This window comes from Roseospira goensis (assembly GCF_014197795.1).
Classification (GTDB): Bacteria; Pseudomonadota; Alphaproteobacteria; order Rhodospirillales; family Rhodospirillaceae; genus Rhodospira; species Rhodospira goensis.
Genome location: NZ_JACIGI010000016.1, coordinates 38,217 through 62,252, shown reverse-complemented (window position 1 = coordinate 62,252; position 24,036 = coordinate 38,217). Strand labels below are relative to the sequence as shown.

Sequence of the window (24,036 nt, the reverse complement as noted above, 5' to 3'; positions counted from 1 at the left end):
ACAGAGAGGGACCGCCCCGTCATGGAGACCTTGCCCAGCGCCGCCGACTTCCGCACCGCCTACATGGGCAACCGGGCGCAGGTGGTGTGGACGCATCTGGTCGGCGATCTGGAAACCCCGGTCTCGGCCTTCATGAAGCTGTGCGAGACGCGGCCCTATGCCTTCCTGCTGGACAGCGTGGAAGGGGGCGCGGTGCGCGGCCGCTACTCCTTCCTCGGCCTCAAGCCCGATCTGATCTGGCGCTGCCGCAAGGACACGGCGGAGATCAACCGCGACGCCCGCCACGATCTGCACACCTTCGAGGCTGATCCCCGCCCACCGCTGGACTCGCTGCGCGCCGTGGTGGCGGACAGCCGCATCGACCTGCCTCCCGAGCTGCCGCCGCAGGCGGCCGGCCTGTTCGGCTACATGGGCTATGACACGGTGCGCTTGGTCGAGCGCATCCCGGACGAGAACCCCGACCCGATCGGCGTGCCTGACGGCGTGTTCATGCGCCCGACGGTGGTCGTGGTGTTCGACAACATCCTGCACCGGATGACGCTCGCCACGCCGGTGTGGCCGCAGCCCGGGGTGGACGCCAACGCCGCGCTGGCGCTGGCGCGCGAGCGCCTGGCCGATACCGCCGCCGACCTGGAACGGGCGCTGCCGCTGCATCGGCTCGCCGCCGACCCGGAGCCTGAGCCGGAGGCGACGCCCATGATGGACGCCGCCGCCTACAAGGAAAACGTGCGCCGGGCCAAGGACTACATCATGGCCGGCGACATCTTCCAGGTGGTGTTGTCGCAGCGGTTCACGCTGCCGTTCCGGCTACCGCCGTTCAGCCTCTACCGGGCGCTGCGCCGCACCAATCCGTCGCCCTACATGGTCTACATGGACCTGGACGGCTACCAGATCGTGGGCGCCAGCCCCGAGATCCTGGTGCGACTGCGCGACGACACCGTGACCATCCGGCCCATTGCCGGCACCCGCAAGCGCGGCGCCAACGCCACCGAGGACGCCGCCAACGCGGCCGACCTGCTGGCCGACCCCAAGGAGCGGGCGGAACACCTGATGCTGCTCGACCTGGGCCGCAACGACGTCGGCCGGGTGGCGGAGGTCGGAACGGTGAAGGTCACGGACCAGTTCTTCGTCGAGTACTACAGCCACGTCATGCACATCGTCTCCAACGTCGTGGGGCGACTGCGCGCGGGCAAGGACGCCATGGACGCGCTGATGGCCGGCTTCCCGGCCGGCACCGTCTCGGGCGCGCCCAAGGTGCGGGCCATGGAGATCATCGAGGAACTGGAGTCGGTGCGGCGTAGCTTCTACGCCGGTGCCGTGGGCTACTTCTCGGCCGGCGGCTCCATGGATACCTGCATCGCCCTGCGCACCGCGCTGGTGAAGGATGGGGTGGTGCACATCCACGCCGGCGGCGGCATTGTCGCCGACTCCGATCCGGACGCCGAGCTTCAGGAGTCGTGGAACAAGGCCCAGGCGCTGATCGCCGCAGCCAAGCAGGCGGTCCGGTTCGCGGGGCGGTGATCGTGCCTGTTTCGGTCCCACGCCGGAGCGTAGGACCGGGAGAGGTGGTCTTGCGCCCACGCTTCCCGCGTGGGCGCGGTCTCGGCCCGCAGTCCCACGCCGGAGCGCGGGACCGGGAGAGGTGGTCTTGCGCCCACGCTCCCGCGTGGGCGCCGTCTCGGGCCGCGGTCCCACGTCGGAGCGTGGGACCGAGAAACGGGGGCTCTCTTGCCCACGCTCCAGGTCGGGCGCCTCACGACCCCGCGTCGGCCGCCGCGGCCTCCTGCTCCGGCACGCCGTGGCCGACACCCTTGTGGCAGGTGATGCAGGTCTGCCCGCCCTGGGCCGCGGCCTGATGCACCCGCTGCGCCATTTCCGGGGCGGTGCTGACCGCCATGGCGGCGTCGGTGTGGCAGGTGCGGCAGGTCGCCGAATCCGTCTCCTCCAGCCAGGCCCACACCTCTTCGGCCAACTCCGGCCGCTTGGCCTCGTATTCCTCGCGGGTGTCGATGACGCCGAGCAGGTGCATGGTGACGTCGCGCGCGCCGAAGGTCGCCTTCTGCCACAGGTAGGCCGGCCAGGGGTCGCTCAGGAGGTGGCAGTCCTTGCACTGCGCCTGCACGCCGGCCGCGTTCTTGAAGTGGACATTGTCGTGATAGGACGCCTCGGGCCACGTCATCTCGTGACACGCGATGCAAAAGGCGTTGCTGCTGGTCTGCTTCACCAGCGTCACACCGGCGCCCGCCACCGCCAAGCCACCGATCCCGCCGACGATCAATCCGATCCCGGCAATCACAAGACCCCGTTTCATCGGTCGTCCTTTCGCCCATGTCCTGAGGATCAGTATGGGCTTTTCAACCGGCCGGGACCAGCCCTGCACGCCAGCCCTGCACCCGGCGCGACGCTCGGCGCGATCGTGACGCCGGCCCGGGCGTCAACGGTCGGTGCGCAGCGCCGGCGGACGCTCCACCAGCGGCGCCAGCGGGATGTGAGGCCCGGCCGTCCGCGGCAGCAGGCCGGTCAGACGCGGATCGTCCGCCTCCACCACCCGCCGCCCCGTGACGGTGAACCCGAAACTCTCGTAGAAGGCCAACGCCTTCGGGTGATCGTGCGTGCAGGTGTCCAGGCCCACACAGGCCGGGCCGAGACTCCAGGCGTCGGCCAGCGCGTGCGCGAACAGCAGCCGCCCGCGGCCGCCGCCGATCGCCCCCGGCACCAGCCCGAAGTACAGCACGCGGAAGCCCACGGCGCGGTCGCGGCAGTCCATCTCGCAGAAGCCCAGGGCCTGGCCGGTCGTGCGTTCCAGGACATGAACAACGATGCCCGGATCCGACAGGTGGGCGTCCTGCTCCGCCTCCGTTCGGTAGAGCCGGTCGCGCCACAGCCAGGGATCGCCCACGGCGTGGAACAGGGGCGCGAACGCCGCCCAGGTCAGGGTTCCGGCGTAGCGGCGCAAGTGCAGGCCATCCGGCAGCGGCGGCGGCGACGCATCGGGGGGCGTGCGCCGCTCCAGGTCGGTGACGGTCTCGCGCAGGCGGCCCGGCGGGATCGGGCGCGCCAGGGCCTCCTCCAGGCTGAGGGGCGTGTTGGGCGAACGAGGCAGGAGGGCGGCGGTGTCGGACATGCAAACTCCGGAACGGGAGAGACGGGGGCCGGCGGGCAATCCAGCACAGCGCGTGCGGACCGGCAACCCCGCGCCCCTATCCCGCCTCTAGCGCCGCCGCCAAGACCCGGCGCACCATGGCCTCGCTCAGGTCGCGGGTGATGAACACCAGCCGGGTGCGGCGATCCTCGACGCCGGTGGCCGGATCGACCGGCCAGTCCGGCAGCGCCGCCGGCGGGTGGAAGATGTGCTGCACGCCGTGCACCGCCAGCGGCGCGTCCTGCCCCCGGGCGTGCACGATCCCCTTCAACCGCAGCAGGTCGGCGCCGCGACTGGCGACCAGCAGATCGAGGCCGCTTACCAGCGCATCCCAGTCCACCGGCGCCGCCAGCGTCAGGCAGAAGGCGCGGATGCGGTCGTCGTGCCGGTTGACGTCCCCATGGGTGTGGTCATGGTCATGGGTGTGGTCATGGTCATGATCGCTCCCGCGGGCGTCGGCCGCCTCAAGCGCCTCCGCCCGCAGCCAGTCCGCCACGTCGGGATGCTTGGACCCGGCCTTGAACAGGCCGCATTCCAGGATGTCCGCCGGAGCGACCCGGCCGTGCACCCCCCGCAGCCGGGGCGCTCCCGGGTTGACGGCGTCCAGGCGCGTCTCCAGCGCCGCCAGGCCCTCCGCGGGCGCCAGATCGGTCTTGCTGAGCACCAGCCGGTCGGCCACCGCCGCCTGTTTCACCGCCTCCGGATGGTGGTCGAGCGTCGCCAGACCGGCCGCCGCGTCGATCACCGTGACCACCCCGTCGAGGCGGTAGTGGCTGGAGATCAGCGGGTCGCTCATCAGGGTATGCAGGATGGGCGCCGGATCGGCCAGCCCGGTGGTCTCGATCAGCACCCGGCGGAACTCGGCGATCTGCTGGCGCACCCGCTTCAGGAACAGGTCCCGCAGCGCCGTGACCATGTCGCCGCGCACCGAGCAGCACAGGCAGCCGGCGTTGAGCAGCACGATGTCCTCGTCCACGTGCCGCACCAACAGGTGGTCCAGCCCGATCTCGCCGAACTCGTTGACCAGCACGGCGGTCTCGGCCAGGTCCGGATGCGACAGCAGGTGGTTCAGCAGCGTGGTCTTGCCGGCGCCCAGGAAGCCGGTGAGCACCGTGACCGGCAGCGGCCCGCTCATGCGCCCGGAGTCCCGTACAGCGCCGCCGGATCCACCTCGGGGGCGGCGATGGTCACCAGGTCGGGCCCGTCGCGGACCTCGCGGTAGAAACAGCTCCGCCGCCCGGTGTGGCAGGCCACGCCGACCTGATCGACCAGCAGCAGCAGGGTGTCGCCGTCGCAGTCCAGCCGCATCGCCTTCAGGGTCTGCACCTGCCCCGAGCTTTCGCCCTTGCGCCAGGGCGCCCCGCGCGAGCGCGACCAGTAGCACACCCGGCCGGTCTCCAGCGTCTCGGCGACCGTCTCGCGCGTCATCCACGCCATCATCAGCACCTCGCCGGTGTCGTGCTGCTGGGCGATGGCGGGCACCAGGCCGTCGGCCGTGAACCGGATGGCATCGAGCACGGGGTGTATCGCCTGCATGGCTGAGTCCTGTTGCCAGAGTCCCGTTGACGGGAATGGTTGAGTGACCGCAGAGCGGCGGACTACGCTGACCGAGTCCGGATCCGCTCGCGCGCGACCGCGGCCCCCTGTCCGGGGCGGACCGTACAGGCGAACGTCCGGAGATGCCAGCCAGGGAGGCTCGCATGGATCTGACCACACCCGTCGATCCGGTGGCCACGACGCTTCTGTTCCGCGAAGCGCGCGAGTCCGATTTACCGGTGCTAGTGGCCCTGATGGCCGACGACCGCCTCGGCCGCGCGCGGGAGAACCCGACACTGCCGCTGGCGCCGGACTACGCCAAGGCGTTTCAGGCCATCGCGGCCACCCCCGGCAACAGCCTGATCGTGGCCGAACGCCGCAGCGTCGTGGTGGCGTTCTGCCAGCTCATCGTCATCCCCTACCTGAGCCGCCTCGGCCAGGCCCGCGCCGAGGTGGAAAGCGTGCACGTGCGCAGCGACATGCGCGGCCAGGGCATCGGCGCCGCCCTGATGGCGCACGTCGTGGCGCTGGCACGGGCGCAGGGTTGCGGCATGCTCCAGCTCACCAGCGACGGCTCGCGCGAGGACGCGCACCGGTTCTACAAGCGGCTGGGGTTCAAGGCCACCCATGTGGGCATGAAGCTGCCGTTGTAACCTATCCGTCGGCGCCGGTCAGACGGGCGAACCCGGCCTCCAGGTCGGCGATCAGGTCGGCCGGATCCTCCAGACCCACGTGGAGCCGCAGCGACGGCCCGTCGTGGGTCCAGGGCGTGGCGGTGCGCGTGATCGAGCGGGTGGTGTCCAGGATCAGGCTCTCGTAGCCGCCCCAGCTGAAGCCCATGCGGAACAGGCGCATGCCGTCCAGCATGGCGGCCACCGCCTCCGCCGTCGGCCCCGGCGTCAGCAGCACCCCGAACAGCCCGCAGACGCCGGCGAAGTCGCGCCGCCAAAGGCCATGGCCGGGATCATCCGGCAACCCCGGGTGCAGCACCCGCGCCACCTCGGGCCGGCCTTGCAGCCAGCGCGCCACCTCCAGGCCGGCCGGCCCCTGTTGGCGCAGGCGGGCCGACAGGGTGCGCAGGCCGCGCAGGCCGAGATAGGCCTCGTCCGCGCCCACGGCGTGGCCGACCTGACCGGCGACCAGCTTGACTCGCTCGAACAGGGCGCGGTCGGTCATCGTCACCGTGCCCAGCATGGCGTCCGAATGACCCACGATGTACTTGGTCGCGGCCTGGATCGAGAGGTCCACCCCATTGTCGAACGGCCGGAACAGGATCGGCGTGGCCCAGGTATTGTCCAGCGCCACCAGCGCACCGGCGGCATGGGCGGCCTCGGCGATGGCGCGCACGTCTTGGGTCTCGAAGGTCAGCGAGCCGGGCGATTCGGTGAAGACCAGCCGGGTCTCGGGCTCGATCAGGTCGGCGATGCCGGCGCCGATCAGCGGGTCATAGTAGGTCGTGCGCACCCCCATGCCGGCCAGCAGGGTGTCGCAGAAGTGCCGCGTCGGCCAATACACGGAGTCCACCATCAGCAGGTGGTCGCCGGCCTTCAGCAGCGCCATCAGGACCACCGAGACGGCCGCCATGCCGGACCCCACGGAGACGCACCAACGCCCGCCCTCCAGCTCCGCCACCGCGGCGTCGAGCGCCTGGGTCGTCGGCGTGCCATACCGCCCGTAGTAGACGTCGTCGAAGCGCCGGGCATAGCTCCGCTTCAGATCCGCCACGGTGGGAAAGGTGATGGTCGAGGCGTGATAGACGGGCGGATTAACCGCGCCGTGGTGATCGCGCGGATCGTGGCCCGCATGCACGATACGGGTCTCGGGGCGGAAATCGGTGCGGGAACCGCCGGAGCGGGGCGAGTCGGTCATGGAGGGCAGGACTCCGCAAGCAAGACTGAGAAGAGGCGTGAACCTTCCGGGATCGCGGGTGTTGATTCAAGAGAGGCTGGCGGGCCGGCGGCACCGCCCCTCCGAACGAGGTATGGCCGTCATCCATAAGGACTATGGCCATACCCTTCTCTTGCGGTATGACCGAACGAGGACCAACTCTGGAGAACAGAGCCCGGCATAAGGACCGTTCCAGGGTCGCACGACCATATCGCGGCCGAAACTTCATCCTTCGATCGGGTCAGGGCAACCTACAAACCCTATCCGATGTACTTCGTCAAAAGTTGTGATTTTTATTGCGCTTGAAGACCTATACCGTTTGGACAAGCGGAATTCCCTGGACAGATGCTTGGAACGGCGATAATGTTGCAGTGCAATAAGATGGCGAGTCGCCGGCTGGCGTGGCCCTGCGGGGCGCGCCGCCACTCAAGCGGCCAATCCCCCTGATGAAACGTCCTTGGCGCAATATCCAAGGGTGGAGCTGAGACACGATGACCCACACGCCCACGTCCTATCACGCCTACAACCTGTTCACCCTGACCATGGAAAGTCGGTACGGGTCGCGGTGGCGCGAGGCGGTGGCCCCGGAGACCATCGCCGTGATGGCCGACGAGATCGCTCTCGGCTTCGGTGGCGTCGCCGAGACCCCGACCAGCACCCTGACCGGCGGCAGCGCCCCGACGGTGTGGCGCCTGCCCGACGGGTCGCGCGTGCGCACCGGCCACTTCGGTCTCAAGATGGAACTTGAGGACGAAGACCACTTGGCGGCCGGCTGAGCCGATCGACAGGTGGCGAAGACCGCGAACGGTCCCGCGCCGGCGGTCTGATGGTCTTTGCGCGGTGACGGCCACCAGACGAGACCGCCCCGGTCAGCCCCGGGGCGGTGTTCTATTTGGTTGGCCTTATTAACGTTTGGTTGGCCTTTTTGACGTGTCGTTTCGGCGGGTCGTTGTCACGCGTCCGCTCACCGCGTGACCGGCAGGTCGGACCGGTCCCCCCATTCCGCCCAGGAGCCGTCGTAGACGGCCACGTCCGGATGCCCGATCCGGTGCAGCGCCAGCGCGGTGTAGCAGGCGGTGACGCCGGAGCCGCAGGAAGTGACCACCGGACGCGACAGATCGACGCCGGCGTCGGTCAGGATCGCGCGGATCGCCGCCGCGTCGGCCATCTCCCCGTGCGCACCGGTCTGCAAGGCTGCGAACGGCGCGTTAAGGGCCCCCGGCATGTGCCCGGTGCGTGCCACCGGGCGCGGCTCCTCGGCCTCGCCACGGAACCGCTCCGCCCCCCGCACGTCCACGACCTGGGCACTGCCGCGTTCCAGGTGGCGGGCGACGTCCTCGGCCCGCGCCACCTGCGACCAGTCCACCCGGGCAGTGAAGTGGCGCCGCGTGACCCGGGCCGGGCGATCGTCCACGGGCCGACCCTCGGCGATCCATTTCGGCAGGCCGCCGTCCAGCACCCACACGTCGCGGTGCCCGAACACCCGGAACATCCACCACACCCGGGCCGCCGCGCAGGCGCCGCCCACATGGTCGTAGACCACGATGCGGTTGCCGTCACCCAGGCCCAGCTCCCGCACCCGGGCGGAAAACAGCACCGGATCCGGCAGCATGTGGGGCAATGCCGTGTCGGGCTCGGCGATGCGGTCGATGTCGAAGAACACCGCCCCCGGGATATGTTCGCGGGCATACTCTTCGGCCGGATCGCGCGGATCGCCCGGCATGAAGTGGCGGGCATCGACCACGCGCAGGTCGGGCGCGGACAGGGTGTCGGCCAGCCATTGCGGGGTGACGAGCGGATCGGGTCGGGATGAAGCCATGGGCAATCCTTCCTTCAGGGAGACGGTCGGGGGAGATGGCGCGCCCGGGGCCGGGCGTCAGGGCGGGGCGCCCTCCATCCAGGGCGGCACCGGCAGCCCCTGGGCGCGCAGAAAGTCCGGGTTGAAGATCTTCGACTGATAGCGCGCGCCCAGGTCGCACAGGATGGTCACCACGGTGTGGCCCGGCCCCAGCGCGCGCGCCACCGCCATGGCGGCGGCCACGTTGATGCCGGACGACCCGCCCAGCACCAGGCCATCGTGTTGCACCAGGTGGAACAGCACCGTCAGGGCGGTGGCATCGTCGATGCGCACCGCGTCGTCGATCGGCGCGCCGTCCAGGTTGGCGGTCACGCGGCCCTGGCCGATGCCCTCGGTGATCGAGCCGCCCTCGGCGCGCGGTTCGCCCTCGGTGATCCAGGCGTACAGGCCGGAGCCGTGCGGATCGGCCAGCACCGTGCGGATGGCGGGATCGTGCGCCTTCAGGGCCTGGGCCACCCCGGCCAGGGTGCCGCCGGTGCCGACGGCGCAGGTGAAGGCGTCGAGGCGGCCGCCGGTCTGGCGCAGGATCTCGGGGCCGGTGGTGCGCCGGTGACCGTCGCGGTTGGCCGCGTTGTCGAACTGGTTGGCCCAGAACCCGCCGATCTCCTCCGCCAGCCGGCGCGAGACGTGCACGTAGTTGCCGGGGTCCCGGTACGGCTTGGCCGGCACCAGGCGCAGGTCGGCGCCGCACATCCGCAACGTGTCCTTCTTCTCCTGGCTCTGGGTCTCCGGCATGACGATGACGGTGCGGTAGCCCAGGGCGTTGCCCACCAGCGTCAGGCCGATGCCGGTGTTGCCGGCGGTGCCCTCGACGAGGGTGCCGCCGGGCTTGAGCAGGCCCCGGCGTTCGCCGTCGCGCACCAGCGCCAGGGCGGCACGGTCCTTCACCGAGCCGCCGGGGTTCATGAACTCGGCCTTGCCGTAGATGTGGCAGCCGGTCTCGGCCGAGGGCCAGGACAGGCGGATCAGGGGCGTGTCGCCGATGGCGGACAGGAAGCCGTCTCGGGTGTCCATGGCGCGGGGCCTTGTGGTGTTGGGGGTCTTGGTCGGGAGTCGTCGCGTGGCGCGGGCAGGATCGCCCTTCCAGGTAACGCGCGGCTGCGGGCGGATCAAGACGCGCCGCAGCACGCCGCCGCCTCCCCCGCGCCGCTCACCGCGCCGGAAGGGGCGGCGCGCCGGCGTCGCCGGGTCCCTCCGGCACGGTCGGCGCCACGCCGCGCAGCGCATCGGCTGCGCCCGGCAGGACCTCCCGCAGCCGCCCCGCCGCGTCCGGCGCCAGATCCTCCACCGCCCGCGCCCCCTGCTCGCGCAGGGTCCGCGCCGCCGCGTCCTCCGGCGCCTCGCGGCCGGCCGGCAGGCGCCCGGTCCGCAGCGTCACCGTCGGCGCCTCCAGATCGCCGGCGACGGTCACCGGGATGCTGTCGGGCAGCGTCACCACCGCCGCCAGCGCCTCGCGCAACGGCCCCTCCGCCAGGTCCGCGGTGCCCTCGGCGTCGATGGTCCAGTGCCTCAGGTCGACGGCGCCGGCGAAGCGGGCATCGTAGAGGGCGCTGGTCAGCCGCAGCGGATCGAAGCCCAGCACGCCGGAGTCGATGGCGAACCTGACCTCCAGGTCGGCCAGCCGCTGCGCCCGCGCCAGATCGCCGACCAGCGACCCGGTCAGGTCGGTGAGCGCCGCCACCGGCTCCAGCACGCCGGCCAGGGCGGTGCCGCGCACCTGGCCCGCCCGCACGTCCAACTCTCGCAGGTCCAGGGTCCCCTCCCCGCTCAGGGCCGCCACGATCTCCGCCGGGCTCGCCCCCGTGGCCCCCATGTCGAGGGCCAGCGTCCCGGTACCGGCGGCCCCCACCGGACCGTCGAGGCCGAGCGCCCGCGCCACGCTGAAGCCGTCCACCGTGAGCCGCAGGTCGTAGGTGGCGGGCGCCCCGGTCACCACGGTCAGCGCCCCGCCGACCTGCCCGTCGAACAGCCGCCCGCTGAGGCGTTCCACCTGCAGCACCCCGTCGGCGAGACGGGCGGCGATGTCGGCCGACTCCAGGGCCTGATCCCGGTAGCGCAGCGCGGCCGCGCGCAGGTTCACGTCGGCGTCGACCGTGGTCAGCGCCGACAGGTCGAGCGGCGCCGTCGACCACGCCGCCGCCCGCAGCCCCGGCAGGCTCGGCCGCGCCGGGAGGGCGGCGGCGGCGCCCGGGCCGCCCAGCGCCGCCGGCACCAGCCGTGCCTCCCACGGCTGTGGAACCGGCCCCAGCCGGGCCTCGCGCGGCGGCGGCAGGACGGCGTCGATCTGCAGCGCGGTCGTGCTCAACCCGGCCGCCAGGTGCGGGCGCGGCCCGTCCAGGTTCAGCCGGGCCTGACCGGTCGCGCGCATCTCGCCCAGGCGCAGGTCGAGATCGTCGAACGTCACCTGGCCGGCGTCGCCGCGCGCCTGGGCGCTGAACGCCAGCGCCCCCAGCGGCGCCCCGCGCGGCGCATAGTCCGGCACCAGCAGCCGGACCATCCGCACCGCGTCCGGGTGGCGCAGGTCGACGGCGAGGTCGACCGTCGGCGCCCCCGCACCGAGCCCCGTCACCCGGCCGTTGGTGTCCAGCCCGCCGCCCTGGAACCGTGTCGCGGTGATCAGGTCGAGCACCGCCGGGGTGCCGGTCATCGTCACCGACTGGGTCACCGCCCCCAGCCCGCGCAAGGGCTCCGGCAGGTCCACCCGCAGCAGGCGGGCGGTGCGGCTCAGGTCGGCGGTCTCGGCGGTCAGGGTCAGGCCCTCGGCCCGCAGCGAGTCCCCGAACCCGGACAGCCCGCCACGGGCCGTCACCTGCGCCCCGGCCACGTCGTCGATGCGGGCGTTCGACAGGGAGAGCGCGCCGCGCACAAGGGAGCCCTCGGCCCGCACGCCGGTGAACGGCAGCGCGTCCAGGGTCAGCGTGCCAATGGCGACGCGAAAGTTCGCGTCCAGCGCGGCCAGCCAGGACAGGCCCTCCGGCGCGGACGCCTCCGCCGCGGGCACGGTGGGGCCGGCGTCGGCGCCGGGTCCCGTGTCCGACGGCGGCAGGTAGGCATCGAGGTTGAGCGAGTCGACGGTCAGGTTGAGGCCCAGGCCGAGCCGATCCGCCGGACGCACCACCACCGCGCCGGTCGCCCGGGTGGTGTCCAGGGTCAGGTCGATGTCGGAGATCGTCAGGGTCCGCGCCGTCCCGCCCAGGCGGGCCGACAGGGCGAAAGTCCGCAGCCGGTCCGCCGGCACCTGCTCGACCGGCAGCCGCACCCAGGTCAGGACCTCGCGCAGGTTGCCGGCCTCCGCCTCCACCGTGCCCGAGAGGGCGGCGCCTTCGGGCGTCGGGGTCAGTGTACCCGCCACGGTCACCGTACCGGCCCCCGGCAGGCTGGCGCGCGCCGCATCCAGGTGCAGGCGGCCATCCGGCGCCAGCCGCCCCCGGACCACGGCCTGGCGCACCACCTCGCCCCGCCAGGTCAGGGCGTCGGCGCGCAGGTCCAGCCGGCCGCGCCAGCCGGTCGGCGGCTCGGGCAGCGCCACGGCGCTCGCCCCGCGCCCGTCTGCGTCCCCGGCGTTCGCCGACGCGGTGTCCGCCGCCCCGGCGGTCCAGGCGTCCAGGTCCACCGCGCGGGTGCGCAGCACGATGTCCAGGGCCGGACCCTCGGCCCCGCCGAAGACGGCCTCCACACGGCCGCCCACCTCGGCCTCGCCGAGACCGAGGCGCAGATCGGCAGCGGTCGCCCGCGCGCGCGACAGTGACAGGTCGGCCGTCAGGGTCGCAGCACCGGGCGGCACCACGGGCGCCGGCACCGGCGGCAGCCGCAGCGTCGCCAGCGAGGCGCCGAGATCGGCGGCGGCCACCGACAGCCGGCCCTCGAAGGCCGGGGCCTGCCACGGCCCCGAGACGGTCCCGGCCAGGGACAGCGTATCCCCGCTGTCGGGCAGCAACACATCGGCTTCCACCGTCAGCGGACGCCCCGACCCGACGCTGCCCGTCACAAGATCGAGGGCGACCGGACGGTCCGCCACGGTGACGTCGCCGCGCAGGCGGAAGGGGCCGCGCAGGCTGTCCGCCGACAGGTCCAGGGTCACGCCCGTGGCGCGCACCCGCCGACCCACCTGGAGATCGGTGTAGACGACGACCCCATTCTCGACCCGCACGCTGTCCAGCCGCACCGTCAGGCCGATGCCCGGGCCGTCGGCCGGCTGCGGTTCCGCCGCCGGCGGCATGCCCGGCACCGGCACCGCGACCGCCCCGCCGGTCCGGCCCGACCCGCCGGGCGCGAAGGCCCAGTTGGCGCGCCCGTCCTCAAGCCGGTCCAGCACCACCACCGGGTCGATCATCCGCACCGACCGGACCCGAACCTCGCCCCGAAGCAAGGGCGCCAGGTCGACCGCCACCCTGAGCGCGTCGATGCGGACCATGTCGGCGGTCGACCCGCCCGCGATGTTGGCGAGCCGCAGGCCGGCCACCGACAGCACGGGCGTCGGCAGGATGCGGAACGACAGGGCGCCGTCGATGGCGGCCGGGCGCCCGGTGGCGGCCTCGATGCGGGCCGCGATCTCGCTCCGGTAGCGGTTCCAGTCGATGAACGACGGCGCCACCAGGGCGACCACGACCGCCACCACCAGCACGCTCGCCAGCACCAGGAGCAGCTTTTTCAACGGCACCTCCCGCCACCCCGGATCGCGCGATCCGGGTTACCGCAGATCGACGTCGGGCGCGATGGTACCCGGAATCGCCCGGTGCGGCAAAAGCGGGTGCAGCAAAGACGCAACAGGTGCGCGAAACCGTATCGTGCGGGCCACACCCGGCCCCGCGTCCGCACCGCCGGGCGGGTCAGGCCACCGGCAAGGTCTCGGCCGCGCTGGCCTCTTGCAGCGTGGCGGGCGCGATCGGAAACACGGTGCGCGGCGTACCGGCGGCCACCCAGACCGGATCGAACGCCAGCAGGTCGGCATCCAGGATCGCGCGCAGCGCGGAGGCATGGCCGAACGGCGGCACGCCCCCGATGGCATAGCCGGTGGCGGCGCGCACCTCGTCGGCCGTGGCCTTGCGAATCGGCTCCCCGACATGGGCGGCGATGCGGGCCTCGTCGACCCGGTTGGCGCCGCTGGCGATGACCAGGACGGGGGTGCCGCTGTCGGCCGCCATGAACACCAGCGACTTGCCGATGGCGGCGACGGCGCAGCCGATGGCCGCGGCGGCGTCGGCGGCGGTGCGGGTGGAGGCCGGGAAGGCGTAAACGCGCGCCGGCAGGCCATGGGCGGTCAGCGCGTCGGCCAGGCGGGGGGGCGGATCGGTCGGGGTCATGGGAGGTCTCCTCTGCGAGAGGTCATGCGCCGCCGGCCTCGGCATCGTGGGGTCGGCATCATGGAGTCGGCATCATGGAGTCGGGCGGCCCGCCGAAAGCCTGGGTGTCGCGGGGACCGGCGTCCATCCTCTGTCAGGGACAGTCCCATCACGAAGCGCCATACCCTCGTGGACGCCACGATCCCGTCGCGGCAGACGGCGCACGGTGTGCTCAAGCCGGCGGGACGGCCCCTCACCGGTGCAGGATCACAACCCGTCCAGCAGGTCGCCCTGGCGCCGGTCGCCGCCCGGCTTGCCCGACTTGCCCGGTTTGCGGGCCGGCCGGCGCGGCGCCGGCGCGGACCGGGGCGGCGGCGGGTCGCTGGCGGCACCGGCGACGGTAGCCGCCACCCGGCCGTCGGCGAACTGCAGCGTCACCGCCTGTCCCGCCGCCGTGGCCGCCGCCGTGGTCACCGGGGTCTCGGCCCGGTCGCGCACCAGCACGAAGCCGCGCGCCAGCACCTTGTGGAACGAATAGCTCTCCAGCAGCTTGGCGGCGCCGTCCAGGCGCGCCCCGGCGTCGTTCAGCCGGCGCGCGCCCGCCGCATCGAGCGCCCCGGACAGCCGCGCCAGGTCGGCCGCCCGCCGCTCGGCCTCCTGGCGCAGCGGCGCGGGGCGCAGCCGCGCCGCCAGATGGTCCAGCGCCCGCGCCCGGTCGTCCACCGCCCGCCGCGCCGCGCCGTCCAGCGCCCGGCCCAGGTGCCCCAACTCGCCGGCCCGCATCGCCACCAGTTCGCGCGGGCTGCGCAGCCGCGCCGCCAGCCGGTCCACCGCCGCCCGCTGCCGCTCCAGCAGGGTCGGCCACGCCAGCGCCAGACGTTGGGCGCGATCGTCGAGGCGCTGGGTCAACTCCTCCACCCGCCGCGCCAGATCCGGCAGCCCGCGCGCCAGCCCGGTCAGGTACGCCGCCCGGTCCTCCAGCAGGCGCGCCATGGCGCCCAGCAGGCGGCGGCCGTCGTCGCCGACCCGCGTCAGCAGGTCCAGGCGCACCGGCACCACCATCTCGGCCGCGCCGGTGGGTGTCGGGGCGCGCAGGTCGGCGGCGAAGTCGATCAGCGTGGTGTCGGTCTCATGCCCCACCGCCGAGACCAGCGGGACCACCGAGGCGGCGGCGGCGCGCACCACCACCTCTTCGTTGAAGGCCATCAGGTCGTCCAGGCTGCCGCCGCCGCGCGCCACGATCAGTACGTCCGGCCGCGGCACGGCGCCGCCCGGGTCCAGCGCGTTGAAGCCGGCGATGGCCGCCGCGATCTCGTCGGCCGCCCCCTCGCCCTGCACCCGCACCGGCCAGACCAGCACGTGGCACGGGAAGCGGTCGTTCAGGCGGTGCAGGATGTCGCGGATCACCGCCCCGGTGGGCGAGGTGACCACCCCCACCACGCGGGGCAGAAAGGGCAGCGCGCGTTTGCGCTCGGCGCCGAACAGGCCCTCGGCGGCGAGCCGGCGCTTGCGCTCCTCCAGCAGCTTGAGCAGCGCGCCCTCGCCCGCCAGTTCCAGCGACTCGACGATGATCTGGTAGCTGGAGCGGCCGGGATAGGTGGTCAGGCGCCCGGTGGCGATGACCTCCAGCCCCTCCTCGGGCCGCAGCGACAGCTTGGCCATGGTGCCGCGCCAGATCACGCCATCGAGCACCGCCGCGTCGTCCTTCAGGCGCAGGTAACAGTGGCCCGACCCGGCGACCTTCGGCTGACTGATCTCACCGCGCACCCGCACCCGGCCGAAGGCATCCTCGACCGTGCGCTTGAGCGCCTGGGACAGCTCCGAGACCGAAACCTCGGGCAGGTTGTGGCGGGGGGCGGACGACGGGGCCACGCCGGGAAGCGATGTGTCGGCTGGGGTCATGGCGCGATGGTATGCTACACAGCCGGCCGCGAGCAAAGAGGACAGGCCGGAAAGGAGAGACGCGCATGAAGGTCCTGGTGGTCGGCGGCGGGGGCCGCGAGCATGCCCTGTGCGAGGCCATCGCGCGCTCGCCGCGCTGCGACGGGCTGTGGTGCGCCCCCGGCAACGCCGGCATCGCCGCGGTGGCAACCTGCCTGCCCCAGGTGAAGGCGACGGATCTGGACGCCCTCCTGGACGCCTGCCGCGCCCGGGCCATCGACCTGGTGGTGGTGGGCCCCGAGGCGCCGCTGGTCGCCGGCCTGGTCGATCGGCTGGCGGCGGCCGGCATCGCCGCCGTCGGCCCGACCGCCGCCGCCGCCCGCCTGGAGGGCTCGAAGGCGTTCATGAAGGCGGTCCTGGCCGAGGCCGGGGTGCCCACCGCCCGCTTCGCCCCGTTCACCGACGCCGCCGCCGCCAAGGCCCACATCAAGGACCGGGGCGCCCCCTGTGTCGTCAAGGCCGACGGACTGGCCGCCGGCAAGGGCGTGCTGCTGTGCGAGACCGAGGGCGAGGCGCTGGCCGCCATCGACAGCCTGATGACCGACCGCACCTTCGGCGCCGCCGGCGACACGATCGTGGTCGAGGACTGGGTGCAGGGCGAGGAGGCCAGCTTCTTCGCCCTGTGCGACGGCGCCACGGCGATTCCGCTCGGCGCCGCCCAGGACCACAAGCGCGTCGGCGAGGGCGACACCGGCCCCAACACCGGGGGCATGGGCGCCTATGCGCCCGCGCCGGTCGTGGACACGGCCATGGCGGCGCGCATCATGGCGGAGATCGTCCAGCCCACCGTGGACGCGATGGCGGCGCAAGGCACCCCGTTCAAGGGGGTGCTGTTCGCCGGGCTGATGATCGACGGGACCGGTCCGAAGGTGCTGGAGTTCAACGTCCGCTTCGGCGATCCGGAATGCCAGGCGCTGCTGGCGCGGCTGGACAGCGACCTGCTGGAGTTGCTGGACGCCGCCGCCCACGGCCGCCTCGACCAGGTGGCGCCGCCGCGCTGGCGCGATCAGGTGGCGCTGACCGTGGTGATGGCGGCGCGCGGCTACCCCGGGGCCTATGAGACGGGGACGGTGATCGGCGGGCTCGACGCCGCCGCCGCCGTCGCCGGTGTCACGGTGGTGCACGCCGGCACCCGCGCCGGCCCGGACGGAACCGTGCTGGCGACGGGCGGACGCGTGCTCGGCATCACGGCGCTGGGCGACAGCGTGCGCCAGGCGCAGGCGCGCGCCCATGCCGCCGTCGACGCGCTGGACTGGCCCGAGGGGTTCTGCCGCCGCGATATCGGCTGGCGCGCGATCGCCCGCGAGGCGACGGCACCGTGACGGCGGCCGACGACCGACCCCGCGTCCGTCGTCGGCCGGTATCGCCGCGATCCGGGGCGTTCGGCTCTAGTGCCCGCTGGACGGGTTGCGCAGGTCGGGCAGCAAGGTCTTGATCCAGCCCGAGAACGCTTCCGGGTTGCGGGTCTGCATCCACACCGGGCCGGGGCCGGTGAACTCCATCACCAGGCCCTCGCCGCTGGTGGCGCTGGTCACCATGCGCTGGAAGAAGCCGCCGGCGCCGGCGACCATGCGGGTCTCCATCGCCATGCCCTCGCGGTACGCCACCATGTGGCCACTGTCGACGATGAAGCGTTCGCCGGGCGCCAGGTCGCGCCGCGTGATGGCACCGAAGCTGGACAGGAACACGGTCCCCGAACCGGTCGCGCGCAGCATGAACAGCCCCTCGCCGCCCAGGAAGCCGCGCAGACCGCCCCACGACGGGTCGATCTCGACGCCGGGCGCGGACGCCAGGAACGACCCGGCCTGAAGGATCAGCGGTACATCCGGGGTCACCTCGGCGTCGCGGATGTCGCCCGGCGTGGCCGGCGCCAGGGCGACGTAGCCGGGGCCATCGTCGGCGGTGATGCGGGTGACAAAGAAGCTCTCGCCGCCCAGGGCCGAGCGGGCCAGCCCGCCGAGGGCGCGTCCCAGCAGCCCCCCGCCGCCGCCGGAGCCGCCGCCGATGCTCGACTCCAGCGAGAGGGTGGCCGACATGCAGACCATGGCGCCGGATTCGCACGTCACCTGCTCGCCCTGGACCATGTCCATTTCGAGCTGGGCGAAGGCGGGACCGTGGGTGATCCTGTACTCCATCGGACGGGCTCCTTGTCGCGGGACCGGGGACGGCGGACGCGGACAGGCGCCCGCCGCTCTCCGTTCTACCGCGCCAGGCCGATCTCGTGCAGGGCCTCTTCGATCTCCGGCAGAATGTCGGGGTCGTCGATGGTCGCCGGCATCTTGAATTCCTCGTGGTCGGCGATCTTCTGCATCGTTCCGCGCAGGATCTTGCCGGACCGCGTCTTCGGCAGCCGCGGCACCACCAGCGCCTTCTTGAACGCCGCCACCGGGCCGATGATGTCGCGCACCATCTTCACCGCCTCGGCGACGATCTCCTCGTGCGAGCGCCCGACGCCGGCCTTCAGCACCAAAAAGCCCAGCGGCATCTGACCCTTCATGTCGTCGTGCACGCCGATGACCGCGCACTCGGCGACGTCGGGATGGTTGGAGAGCACCTCTTCCATGGCACCGGTCGACAGGCGGTGACCGGCGACGTTGATGATGTCGTCGGTCCGGGTCATCACGTAGACGTAGCCTTCCTCGTCCACGAAGCCGGCGTCCCCGGTCTTGTAGTAGCCGGGATACTCGTCGAGATACGCCTGACGGAAGCGGTCGTCGGCGTTCCACAGCGTGGGCAGGGTGCCCGGCGGCAGCGGCAGCTTGCACACCAGGGCGCCGATCTGGCCGGGCGGCACCGGCTGCTTGTCCTCGCCCAGGGTCTGCACGTCCCAGCCCGGCGCGGCCTTGGTCGGCGAGCCCAGCTTGACCGGGAATTCATGCAGGCCGATGCAGTTGGCGGCGATGGCCCAGCCCGTCTCCGTCTGCCACCAGTGGTCGATCACCGGCACCTGAAGGTGGCTCTGCGCCCAGGTGATGGTGTTCGGGTCGGCGCGTTCGCCGGCCAGGAACAGGGTGCGGAAGTGGCTGAGGTCGTACTTGTGGAGGAACTCGCCGTTCGGGTCCTCCTTTTTGATGGCCCGGAAGGCCGTCGGCGCGGTGAACAGGACCGGAATCCGGTACTCGTTGATGATGCGCCAGAAGGTGCCGGCGTCGGGCGTGCCCACCGGCTTGCCCTCGAACACCACCGTGGCACAACCATGCAGCAGCGGGGCGTAGCAGATGTAGGAGTGGCCGACGACCCAGCCCACATCGGAGGCGGCCCAGTAGGGCTCGCCGGGCTCAACGTTGTAGATCCCCTTCATCGTCCACTTGAGCGCCACCGCATGGCCGCCGTTGTCGCGCACCACACCCTTGGGCTGACCGGTCGTGCCGGAGGTGTAGAGAATGTAGAGCGGATCGGTCGCCAGCACCGGAACACAGTCGTGCGGGCGGGCATTGGAGACGGCCTCGGCCCAGTCCACATCACGACCCGGGATCAACTCGGCGGTCTTCTGCTCGCGTTGCAGGATGACGCACTTTTCGGGCTTGTGGCTGGCCATCTGAATGGCCTGATCGAGCAGCGGTTTGTAGGCGATGACCCGGCCCGGCTCCAGGCCGCAGGACGCCGCGACGATCACCCGCGGCTGCGCGTCGTTGATGCGGGTGGCCAGTTCGTGGGCCGCGAAGCCGCCAAACACCACCGAGTGCACCGCGCCCAGGCGGGCACAGGCCAGCATGGCGACCAGCGCCTCGGGCACCATCGGCATATAGACGATGACGCGGTCGCCCTTGGTCACACCCTGGTCCGCCAGCACCCCGGCGAAGGAGGCCACCTTCTGTTTGAGTTCGGCGTAGCTGATCTGCCGCTTGGTGCCGGTGATCGGGCTGTCGTAGATGATCGCGGTGCGCTCGCCGTGGCCCGCTTCGACATGCCGGTCGACACAGTTGTAGCAGGTGTTCAGCTCGCCCCCGGCAAACCAGCGATAGAAGGGCGGGTTGGAATCGTCCAGCACCTTGTCCCATCGCTTGACCCAATGAATGTCCTCCGCCGCCTTGCCCCAGAAGGCGGCCGGATCACGCAGGGACAGACTGTGGGCTTCGTCGTAGGCGTTGGCCATGTCGCACGCTCCGCTGGGTTTGCCGGATGGGAAGGATGGCGCCACCCCGGCGCGCAGGCCGGCAGAGACGGTCCCGATGACCCGATCGGGTCGAAGGGCAAGAAAAATTGCTCACCAGGCCTGCAAAAGCAACAAAGAATGCGCGAAGCGGTGCAATCCGGACAGAAGCGCACGAACAGCGGACCGGCCGCCCCCGTGCTGTCGCCGGGGCTCGCCGGGGGTCGGCGGCGTGGACACCGCCCGGCGCGGACCCGCGATGGACCCGGTCTGGATCCAGGCGTGGATTCAGACATGGATCCTGGCATGGATCCTGGCATGGATCCGGGCATGGATCCGGGCATGCAAAACGGGGCGACCCTGCGGCCGCCCCGTCCATCCTGTTGTTGAAACTGTGTGTCGAACCCGTCTTGTCGAACCGGTTCACGCCCGGGCCGTTTGCGCTGCGTCGTCCCGGGAAGAAGGCTGTCCTTCGAAAGGCTGTGCTTCGAAAGGCTTTCCTTCGATCTGCGGTCCTATCGTTCGGTTTCGGGGGCGGCGGATCGGTCCCTCGCTGGTCCGGTCACGGGCCAACGGCGTATCGGAGCCGGAAGCCGGTGGCCGGTCGCGGCGTCGATTCGATCACACCGCAAAGCGGGGGTGCGTCAGTTGGCGCGCCCCATGCGAGCCATTTCGTCCTTGATGGCCAGTTTCTGGCGTTTCAGCGTCGCGATCAGACTGGAATCCGGCATCGGACGGGTGGTCTCGTTCTCCAGAAGTGCCTCCAGTTCGGTATGCCGGCTATGCAGCGCATCCAACCTTGCATCACGACCCATGACATGGCCCTCCTCGTCAGGTGAGAAACACCCTGAGTGTACCCAAGCACGCCGGAGCGGCAAAGGGATTCCGCGAAGAGTCGATGAAATCGCCGTAACTTTCGCTTGATCCGCCGTTGCGGATCCGTACTGTGGAGGATTTTTTTGCATGACCCCGCCCCTGCCTCTCGTCGTCGGTATCAGCGGCGCCTCAGGAATCGCGTACGGTGTGCGCCTTCTGGAGGTGCTCGGCCGACTCGGGATTCCGACGCATCTCGTCATGACCCGGACGGCGGAGATCACCCTGGCCTATGAGACGTCGTTGAAGGTGGCGGAGGTCAAAGCCCTGGCCACGCAGTGCCACAAGGTGGAGGACCTCACCGCAGCGCCGTCGTCGGGCTCGTTCCGCACCCGGGGCATGATCGTGGCGCCATGCTCCGCGCGCACGCTGGGCGCGGTCGCCGCCGGCGCGGGCGAAAACCTGCTGACCCGGGCGGCCGACGTCACCCTGAAGGAACGCCGGACGCTGGTGTTGATGGTGCGGGAGACGCCGCTGCACCTGGGCCACATCCGGGCCATGGCGGCGGTCACGGAGATGGGCGCGGTGGTGGCGCCGCCGATGCCGGCCTTCTACAGCCGGCCGCAGACCCTGGACGACGTGGTTGACCACGGCGTCGGCCGGGTGCTCGACCTGTTCGGTATCGACGCCGGCCTGGTGGCGCGCTGGCGCGACGACGACAGCGGCGCGGACGCCGTCACGGCCTGAGCCGGACGCCAAGCGCCCACGCCGGAGCGTGGGCGCGAGAGACTGACACCGAGACCTCGGTCCCACGCTCCCGCGTGGGACCATATGTCCGAGCCGGGCCGCCCACGCCGGAGCGTGGGTGCGAGAGACAGACACCGAGACCTCGGTCCCACGCTCCCGCGTGGGACCATATGTCCGGTCCAAGCCGGGGCGCCCACGCCGAAGCGTGGGCGCAGGAGAGATCCAGTCTCGGTCCCGGATCAGTCCGCCGCCTCTCCGGGCTGTGGCTCGCCGACATAGATGCCAAGGCCGCGCGCGACCTTGATCAGGGTGCCCTCGGTCTCCAGCGAGCGCGGACCGATGCACACCTCTTCCAGCGGCACGTCGGTCACCCCGCGCTCCTGCCAGGCCACCATGCGGCCCAGCTTGCCCTCCGCCACCATGTCGACGGCATGCACGCCGAAGGCCGAGGCCAGCAGGCGGTCGCGCGTCGACGGCGTGCCGCCGCGCTGCACATGGCCCAGGGTGGTGACCCGGGTCTCCAGCTCGGTCATGGCGGCGATCTTGTCGGACAGATAGGCGCCGATGCCGCCGTAGCGCATCTGCCCGTGGGAGTGGGCCACGGTGGCCGGGGTGCCGTCCTCGGTCTTGCAGCCCTCGGCCACCACGATCAGGGCGTGGTTGCGGCCCTCGCGGATCACCTCCTCGATCTTGCGGGCGATGCTGTCCAGGCGGTACGGCAGTTCGGGCACCAGCGCCACGTCGGCGCCGCCGGAGATGGCCGCGTTGACGGCGATGTGCCCGGCGTCGCGGCCCATCACCTCCAGGATCATGACACGGTGATGGCTGGCGGCGGTGGGATGCAGGCGGTCCAACGCCTCGGTGACCACATTGACGGCGGTGGTGAAGCCGACCGCGAAGTCGGTGCCGTGCACGTCGTTGTCGATGGTCTTCGGCACGCCGACCATGCCGATCCCGCCAAGGTCGCAGAGCTGCGACAGGATCTTCATCGAGCCGTCGCCGCCGATGACGATCAGGGCGTCGAGCGCCAGCTTGTTGAAACCGTCCACGAAATCGAGCGAGCGGTCCTTGTGGCTGCCGTCGGGCATCGGATAGTTGAACGGATCGCCGCGGTTGACCGTGCCCAGAAAGGTGCCGCCCTCGCGCAGCATGTTGCCCGAGAACATGTCCAGGTCGAGCTCCCGGTAGCGCAGCGGCCGCTCCATCAGACCCATCGTACCGTCGATGATGCCAAACACCTTCCAGCCATAGCTCCGCACCGCCCGATAGGTGACCGCCCGGATCACCGCGTTCAGGCCGGCACAGTCGCCGCCGCTGGTCAGGACGCCTAGCCGTCGAACCTTGCCCATGCGTTCCCTCCGTCGTCGAAACCGTCTGCGTGGATGGGGCCGCCGGCGGGGGGCATGGCCGTTCGGCCGGGCCGGCGGGGGTAGCGTGTGGGGTCGCCTGACGCGCCCGGCGCGTCGGTCATGAACCGTATTGCCGTCACGGCTTTTCTGCTAGGCTGCGGGGACCCTGGTGGGGTGGCCCGGCGGACACCGGCCCCTTGCCCTCCGCACACAGCAGGACATGCCTCGTCTTGCCGCCCGACGCAAGCCGAGACCGGTCCAGTCTCCGCTTTGATCCCGATTTTGAGCGCGCATGATCGACGACGAAGAAACCGAAACCCTGCGCCGCCGGCTCGAGGGCCTGCTGGTGGAACACCGCGACCTGGACGATGTTATCGCCCGGCTGATGGACGCGGCGCCCTACGACATGCTGCAACTGCAACGCCTCAAGAAGCGCAAGCTCTCGCTCAAGGACGAGATCGCGCGCCTTCAGGCCCAGCTGACCCCGGACATCATCGCCTGATCGCCGCACGGCCTTGCGGCGCTACACGATCCGGCGCGCCGCGCGTTCCGCCTGCCACACCGCGTCGGCCGCCCGCTCGCCGCGCCGGGTGACGTGGACGCCCACCAGCAGGGCCGGGCGCAGCGTCTCGCCGCGCCAGGTCAGCGGCGCGCCGGCGGCCTTCGCCAGCCCCCGCGCCCGCGCCCACAGCCGGTCCACCTGGCCGTCGAACGGCAGTACGGCGGCCACGCCGGCGCCCCCGGTCAGGCCCATCACCTCGTCCTCGGCGCGCGCCGCCGCCAGCGCCCGGCCCATCGCTCGGGTCGCCGCCTCGGCCGCGGCCAGGCCGTGGCGCAGGCGCAGGTCCTCGTGATTGCCCAGGTAGAAGAACACCACGGCCGGCCCTGGCCCGCCGAGCGGGATCCCCGCGAGGTGCGCGTCCAGAAGACGGTGCAGCGCCGCCGGCCCGGGCAGCGCCGGCGGCTCGTCGGCGGACGGCGCGGCCCTGGCGGCCCCGCTCTCCAGCGGATGCGGCGGCATGGCCGCGCCGCCCTCGCCCACCCCCTGTCCCGCCAGTGCCGCCCGCAGGCGCTCGATCTCGGCCATCAGATGGCCAAGCGCACGACGCACCGCAGGCGTCAGTTCGGCCGGGGGAATGCCCTGCACCGAGACCGAATCGTCGACGTCGAGGCCATCGGCGGCCGTGCGGGCGTAGGCGTCGGCCCCGCGGGCGTAATCCACGGGACCCCGCTCTTCGCCGCCCTGCTTCGGCGCATCGCGGTCGCGCCGGCGGTCGCGACGCCAGCCCACCGGCGGCGCTGGGCTCGGCTGCGCGATTTCGTCGGACATGGGCGCCTCCCTCAGGACCTCTCCATGCTACCACGCCCGGCCCGCTGACACGCCAGCC

21 protein-coding genes are annotated in these 24,036 nt (G+C 72.0%); 6 read left to right on the top strand and 15 right to left on the bottom strand.

Annotated elements, in window-relative coordinates; genetic code table 11:
* Positions 1 to 21: 21 nt before the first annotated feature.
* Positions 22 to 1,521 (top strand): anthranilate synthase component I, encoded by a 1,500-nt coding sequence (gene trpE, locus GGD88_RS10745; RefSeq protein ID WP_184435300.1) that lies wholly within the window; start codon positions 22 to 24, stop codon positions 1,519 to 1,521.
* A gap of 232 nt (positions 1,522 to 1,753) precedes the next feature.
* Here trpE and GGD88_RS10740 read toward each other — a convergent pair whose 3' ends face one another.
* From GGD88_RS10740 to hisI, 4 genes are all read right to left on the bottom strand, one after another.
* A complete protein-coding gene (locus tag GGD88_RS10740) occupies positions 1,754 to 2,311 on the bottom strand; it encodes a NapC/NirT family cytochrome c (RefSeq protein ID WP_184435298.1) in 558 nt (185 codons plus the stop codon).
* Positions 2,312 to 2,434: 123 nt separating this feature from the next.
* Positions 2,435 to 3,124 (bottom strand): GNAT family N-acetyltransferase, encoded by a 690-nt coding sequence (locus GGD88_RS10735; protein ID WP_184435297.1) that lies wholly within the window; start codon positions 3,122 to 3,124, stop codon positions 2,435 to 2,437.
* A 76-nt stretch (positions 3,125 to 3,200) separates the two neighbouring features.
* On the bottom strand, positions 3,201 to 4,277 hold the full coding sequence (locus GGD88_RS10730; RefSeq protein ID WP_184435296.1) for a CobW family GTP-binding protein: 1,077 nt from the start codon (positions 4,275 to 4,277) through the stop codon (positions 3,201 to 3,203).
* Positions 4,274 to 4,678: a phosphoribosyl-AMP cyclohydrolase gene (gene hisI / locus GGD88_RS10725; protein WP_184435295.1), complete on the bottom strand. Its 405-nt coding sequence runs from the start codon at positions 4,676 to 4,678 to the stop codon at positions 4,274 to 4,276. Before hisI ends, GGD88_RS10730 begins: the two co-directional genes overlap by 4 nt.
* Before the next feature lie 164 nt (positions 4,679 to 4,842).
* On the opposite strand from hisI, the gene GGD88_RS10720 reads away from it, so the two are divergent.
* Positions 4,843 to 5,331, top strand: coding sequence for a GNAT family N-acetyltransferase (locus GGD88_RS10720; protein ID WP_221237104.1), 489 nt, complete (start codon positions 4,843 to 4,845; stop codon positions 5,329 to 5,331).
* A gap of 1 nt (position 5,332) precedes the next feature.
* Here the strand turns inward: GGD88_RS10720 and metC are convergent, their stop codons facing one another.
* On the bottom strand, positions 5,333 to 6,547 hold the full coding sequence (gene metC / locus GGD88_RS10715; protein ID WP_184435294.1) for a cystathionine beta-lyase: 1,215 nt from the start codon (positions 6,545 to 6,547) through the stop codon (positions 5,333 to 5,335).
* Positions 6,548 to 7,056: 509 nt separating this feature from the next.
* Between metC and GGD88_RS10710 the strand changes: the two genes are divergently transcribed.
* Positions 7,057 to 7,341 (top strand): hypothetical protein, encoded by a 285-nt coding sequence (locus GGD88_RS10710; RefSeq protein WP_184435293.1) that lies wholly within the window; start codon positions 7,057 to 7,059, stop codon positions 7,339 to 7,341.
* A 188-nt stretch (positions 7,342 to 7,529) separates the two neighbouring features.
* Here GGD88_RS10710 and sseA read toward each other — a convergent pair whose 3' ends face one another.
* The 5 genes from sseA to xseA all read right to left on the bottom strand — a co-directional run bounded on the left by sseA (position 7,530) and on the right by xseA (position 15,607).
* Positions 7,530 to 8,384: a 3-mercaptopyruvate sulfurtransferase gene (gene sseA, locus GGD88_RS10705; RefSeq protein ID WP_184435292.1), complete on the bottom strand. Its 855-nt coding sequence runs from the start codon at positions 8,382 to 8,384 to the stop codon at positions 7,530 to 7,532.
* 57 nt (positions 8,385 to 8,441) lie between these two features.
* Positions 8,442 to 9,437, bottom strand: coding sequence for a cysteine synthase A (locus GGD88_RS10700; protein ID WP_184435291.1), 996 nt, complete (start codon positions 9,435 to 9,437; stop codon positions 8,442 to 8,444).
* Between the two features lie 136 nt (positions 9,438 to 9,573).
* Positions 9,574 to 13,077 carry an AsmA family protein gene (locus tag GGD88_RS10695; protein WP_184435290.1) on the bottom strand — a complete coding sequence of 1,168 codons (3,504 nt, stop codon included), beginning with the start codon at positions 13,075 to 13,077 and terminating at the stop codon, positions 9,574 to 9,576.
* 175 nt (positions 13,078 to 13,252) lie between these two features.
* Entirely contained in the window at positions 13,253 to 13,726 is a 474-nt protein-coding gene (locus tag GGD88_RS10690) for a YbaK/EbsC family protein (RefSeq protein WP_184435288.1), read from the bottom strand.
* A 246-nt stretch (positions 13,727 to 13,972) separates the two neighbouring features.
* Positions 13,973 to 15,607 (bottom strand): exodeoxyribonuclease VII large subunit, encoded by a 1,635-nt coding sequence (xseA, locus tag GGD88_RS10685; RefSeq protein WP_184435286.1) that lies wholly within the window; start codon positions 15,605 to 15,607, stop codon positions 13,973 to 13,975.
* A gap of 65 nt (positions 15,608 to 15,672) precedes the next feature.
* Between xseA and purD the strand changes: the two genes are divergently transcribed.
* Positions 15,673 to 16,968: a phosphoribosylamine--glycine ligase gene (gene purD, locus GGD88_RS10680; protein WP_184435284.1), complete on the top strand. Its 1,296-nt coding sequence runs from the start codon at positions 15,673 to 15,675 to the stop codon at positions 16,966 to 16,968.
* A 66-nt stretch (positions 16,969 to 17,034) separates the two neighbouring features.
* Here the strand turns inward: purD and GGD88_RS10675 are convergent, their stop codons facing one another.
* The 3 genes from GGD88_RS10675 to GGD88_RS10665 all read right to left on the bottom strand — a co-directional run bounded on the left by GGD88_RS10675 (position 17,035) and on the right by GGD88_RS10665 (position 20,554).
* Entirely contained in the window at positions 17,035 to 17,781 is a 747-nt protein-coding gene (locus GGD88_RS10675; RefSeq protein ID WP_184435282.1) for a TIGR00266 family protein, read from the bottom strand.
* A 65-nt stretch (positions 17,782 to 17,846) separates the two neighbouring features.
* Positions 17,847 to 19,742, bottom strand: a complete 1,896-nt coding sequence (locus GGD88_RS10670) for a propionyl-CoA synthetase (RefSeq protein WP_184435280.1) — start codon at positions 19,740 to 19,742, stop codon at positions 17,847 to 17,849.
* Between the two features lie 641 nt (positions 19,743 to 20,383).
* Positions 20,384 to 20,554 carry a YdcH family protein gene (locus tag GGD88_RS10665; RefSeq protein WP_184435278.1) on the bottom strand — a complete coding sequence of 57 codons (171 nt, stop codon included), beginning with the start codon at positions 20,552 to 20,554 and terminating at the stop codon, positions 20,384 to 20,386.
* A gap of 148 nt (positions 20,555 to 20,702) precedes the next feature.
* Between GGD88_RS10665 and GGD88_RS10660 the strand changes: the two genes are divergently transcribed.
* Positions 20,703 to 21,299, top strand: a complete 597-nt coding sequence (locus GGD88_RS10660) for a UbiX family flavin prenyltransferase (RefSeq protein WP_184435276.1) — start codon at positions 20,703 to 20,705, stop codon at positions 21,297 to 21,299.
* Positions 21,300 to 21,538: 239 nt separating this feature from the next.
* Here GGD88_RS10660 and GGD88_RS10655 read toward each other — a convergent pair whose 3' ends face one another.
* The gene (locus GGD88_RS10655; protein ID WP_184435275.1) at positions 21,539 to 22,648 is read right to left on the bottom strand and encodes an ATP-dependent 6-phosphofructokinase; all 1,110 of its coding nucleotides are present in this window, start codon (positions 22,646 to 22,648) and stop codon (positions 21,539 to 21,541) included.
* Between the two features lie 292 nt (positions 22,649 to 22,940).
* On the opposite strand from GGD88_RS10655, the gene GGD88_RS10650 reads away from it, so the two are divergent.
* Positions 22,941 to 23,150: a YdcH family protein gene (locus tag GGD88_RS10650; RefSeq protein ID WP_184435273.1), complete on the top strand. Its 210-nt coding sequence runs from the start codon at positions 22,941 to 22,943 to the stop codon at positions 23,148 to 23,150.
* Between the two features lie 21 nt (positions 23,151 to 23,171).
* On the opposite strand, the gene GGD88_RS10645 is transcribed toward GGD88_RS10650, so the two are convergent.
* Positions 23,172 to 23,978 carry a hypothetical protein gene (locus GGD88_RS10645; RefSeq protein WP_184435272.1) on the bottom strand — a complete coding sequence of 269 codons (807 nt, stop codon included), beginning with the start codon at positions 23,976 to 23,978 and terminating at the stop codon, positions 23,172 to 23,174.
* Positions 23,979 to 24,036 lie beyond the last annotated feature (58 nt).

What these genes read in the sequence shown, in the direction of transcription:
- purD (WP_184435284.1), top strand. Translation starts at nt 15,673, where the DNA reads ATGAAGGTCCTGGTGGTCGGCGGCGGGGGCCGCGAGCATGCCCTGTGC.
- hisI (WP_184435295.1), bottom strand. Translation starts at nt 4,678, where the DNA reads ATGCAGGCGATACACCCCGTGCTCGATGCCATCCGGTTCACGGCCGAC.
- GGD88_RS10720 (WP_221237104.1), top strand. Translation starts at nt 4,843, where the DNA reads ATGGATCTGACCACACCCGTCGATCCGGTGGCCACGACGCTTCTGTTC.
- GGD88_RS10655 (WP_184435275.1), bottom strand. Translation starts at nt 22,648, where the DNA reads ATGGGCAAGGTTCGACGGCTAGGCGTCCTGACCAGCGGCGGCGACTGT.
- GGD88_RS10735 (WP_184435297.1), bottom strand. Translation starts at nt 3,124, where the DNA reads ATGTCCGACACCGCCGCCCTCCTGCCTCGTTCGCCCAACACGCCCCTC.
- GGD88_RS10650 (WP_184435273.1), top strand. Translation starts at nt 22,941, where the DNA reads ATGATCGACGACGAAGAAACCGAAACCCTGCGCCGCCGGCTCGAGGGC.
- GGD88_RS10665 (WP_184435278.1), bottom strand. Translation starts at nt 20,554, where the DNA reads ATGGGTCGTGATGCAAGGTTGGATGCGCTGCATAGCCGGCATACCGAA.
- GGD88_RS10710 (WP_184435293.1), top strand. Translation starts at nt 7,057, where the DNA reads ATGACCCACACGCCCACGTCCTATCACGCCTACAACCTGTTCACCCTG.
- GGD88_RS10675 (WP_184435282.1), bottom strand. Translation starts at nt 17,781, where the DNA reads ATGGAGTACAGGATCACCCACGGTCCCGCCTTCGCCCAGCTCGAAATG.
- GGD88_RS10670 (WP_184435280.1), bottom strand. Translation starts at nt 19,742, where the DNA reads ATGGCCAACGCCTACGACGAAGCCCACAGTCTGTCCCTGCGTGATCCG.
- GGD88_RS10660 (WP_184435276.1), top strand. Translation starts at nt 20,703, where the DNA reads ATGACCCCGCCCCTGCCTCTCGTCGTCGGTATCAGCGGCGCCTCAGGA.
- GGD88_RS10645 (WP_184435272.1), bottom strand. Translation starts at nt 23,978, where the DNA reads ATGTCCGACGAAATCGCGCAGCCGAGCCCAGCGCCGCCGGTGGGCTGG.
- xseA (WP_184435286.1), bottom strand. Translation starts at nt 15,607, where the DNA reads ATGACCCCAGCCGACACATCGCTTCCCGGCGTGGCCCCGTCGTCCGCC.
- metC (WP_184435294.1), bottom strand. Translation starts at nt 6,547, where the DNA reads ATGACCGACTCGCCCCGCTCCGGCGGTTCCCGCACCGATTTCCGCCCC.
- GGD88_RS10740 (WP_184435298.1), bottom strand. Translation starts at nt 2,311, where the DNA reads ATGAAACGGGGTCTTGTGATTGCCGGGATCGGATTGATCGTCGGCGGG.
- GGD88_RS10690 (WP_184435288.1), bottom strand. Translation starts at nt 13,726, where the DNA reads ATGACCCCGACCGATCCGCCCCCCCGCCTGGCCGACGCGCTGACCGCC.
- GGD88_RS10700 (WP_184435291.1), bottom strand. Translation starts at nt 9,437, where the DNA reads ATGGACACCCGAGACGGCTTCCTGTCCGCCATCGGCGACACGCCCCTG.
- trpE (WP_184435300.1), top strand. Translation starts at nt 22, where the DNA reads ATGGAGACCTTGCCCAGCGCCGCCGACTTCCGCACCGCCTACATGGGC.
- sseA (WP_184435292.1), bottom strand. Translation starts at nt 8,384, where the DNA reads ATGGCTTCATCCCGACCCGATCCGCTCGTCACCCCGCAATGGCTGGCC.
- GGD88_RS10730 (WP_184435296.1), bottom strand. Translation starts at nt 4,277, where the DNA reads ATGAGCGGGCCGCTGCCGGTCACGGTGCTCACCGGCTTCCTGGGCGCC.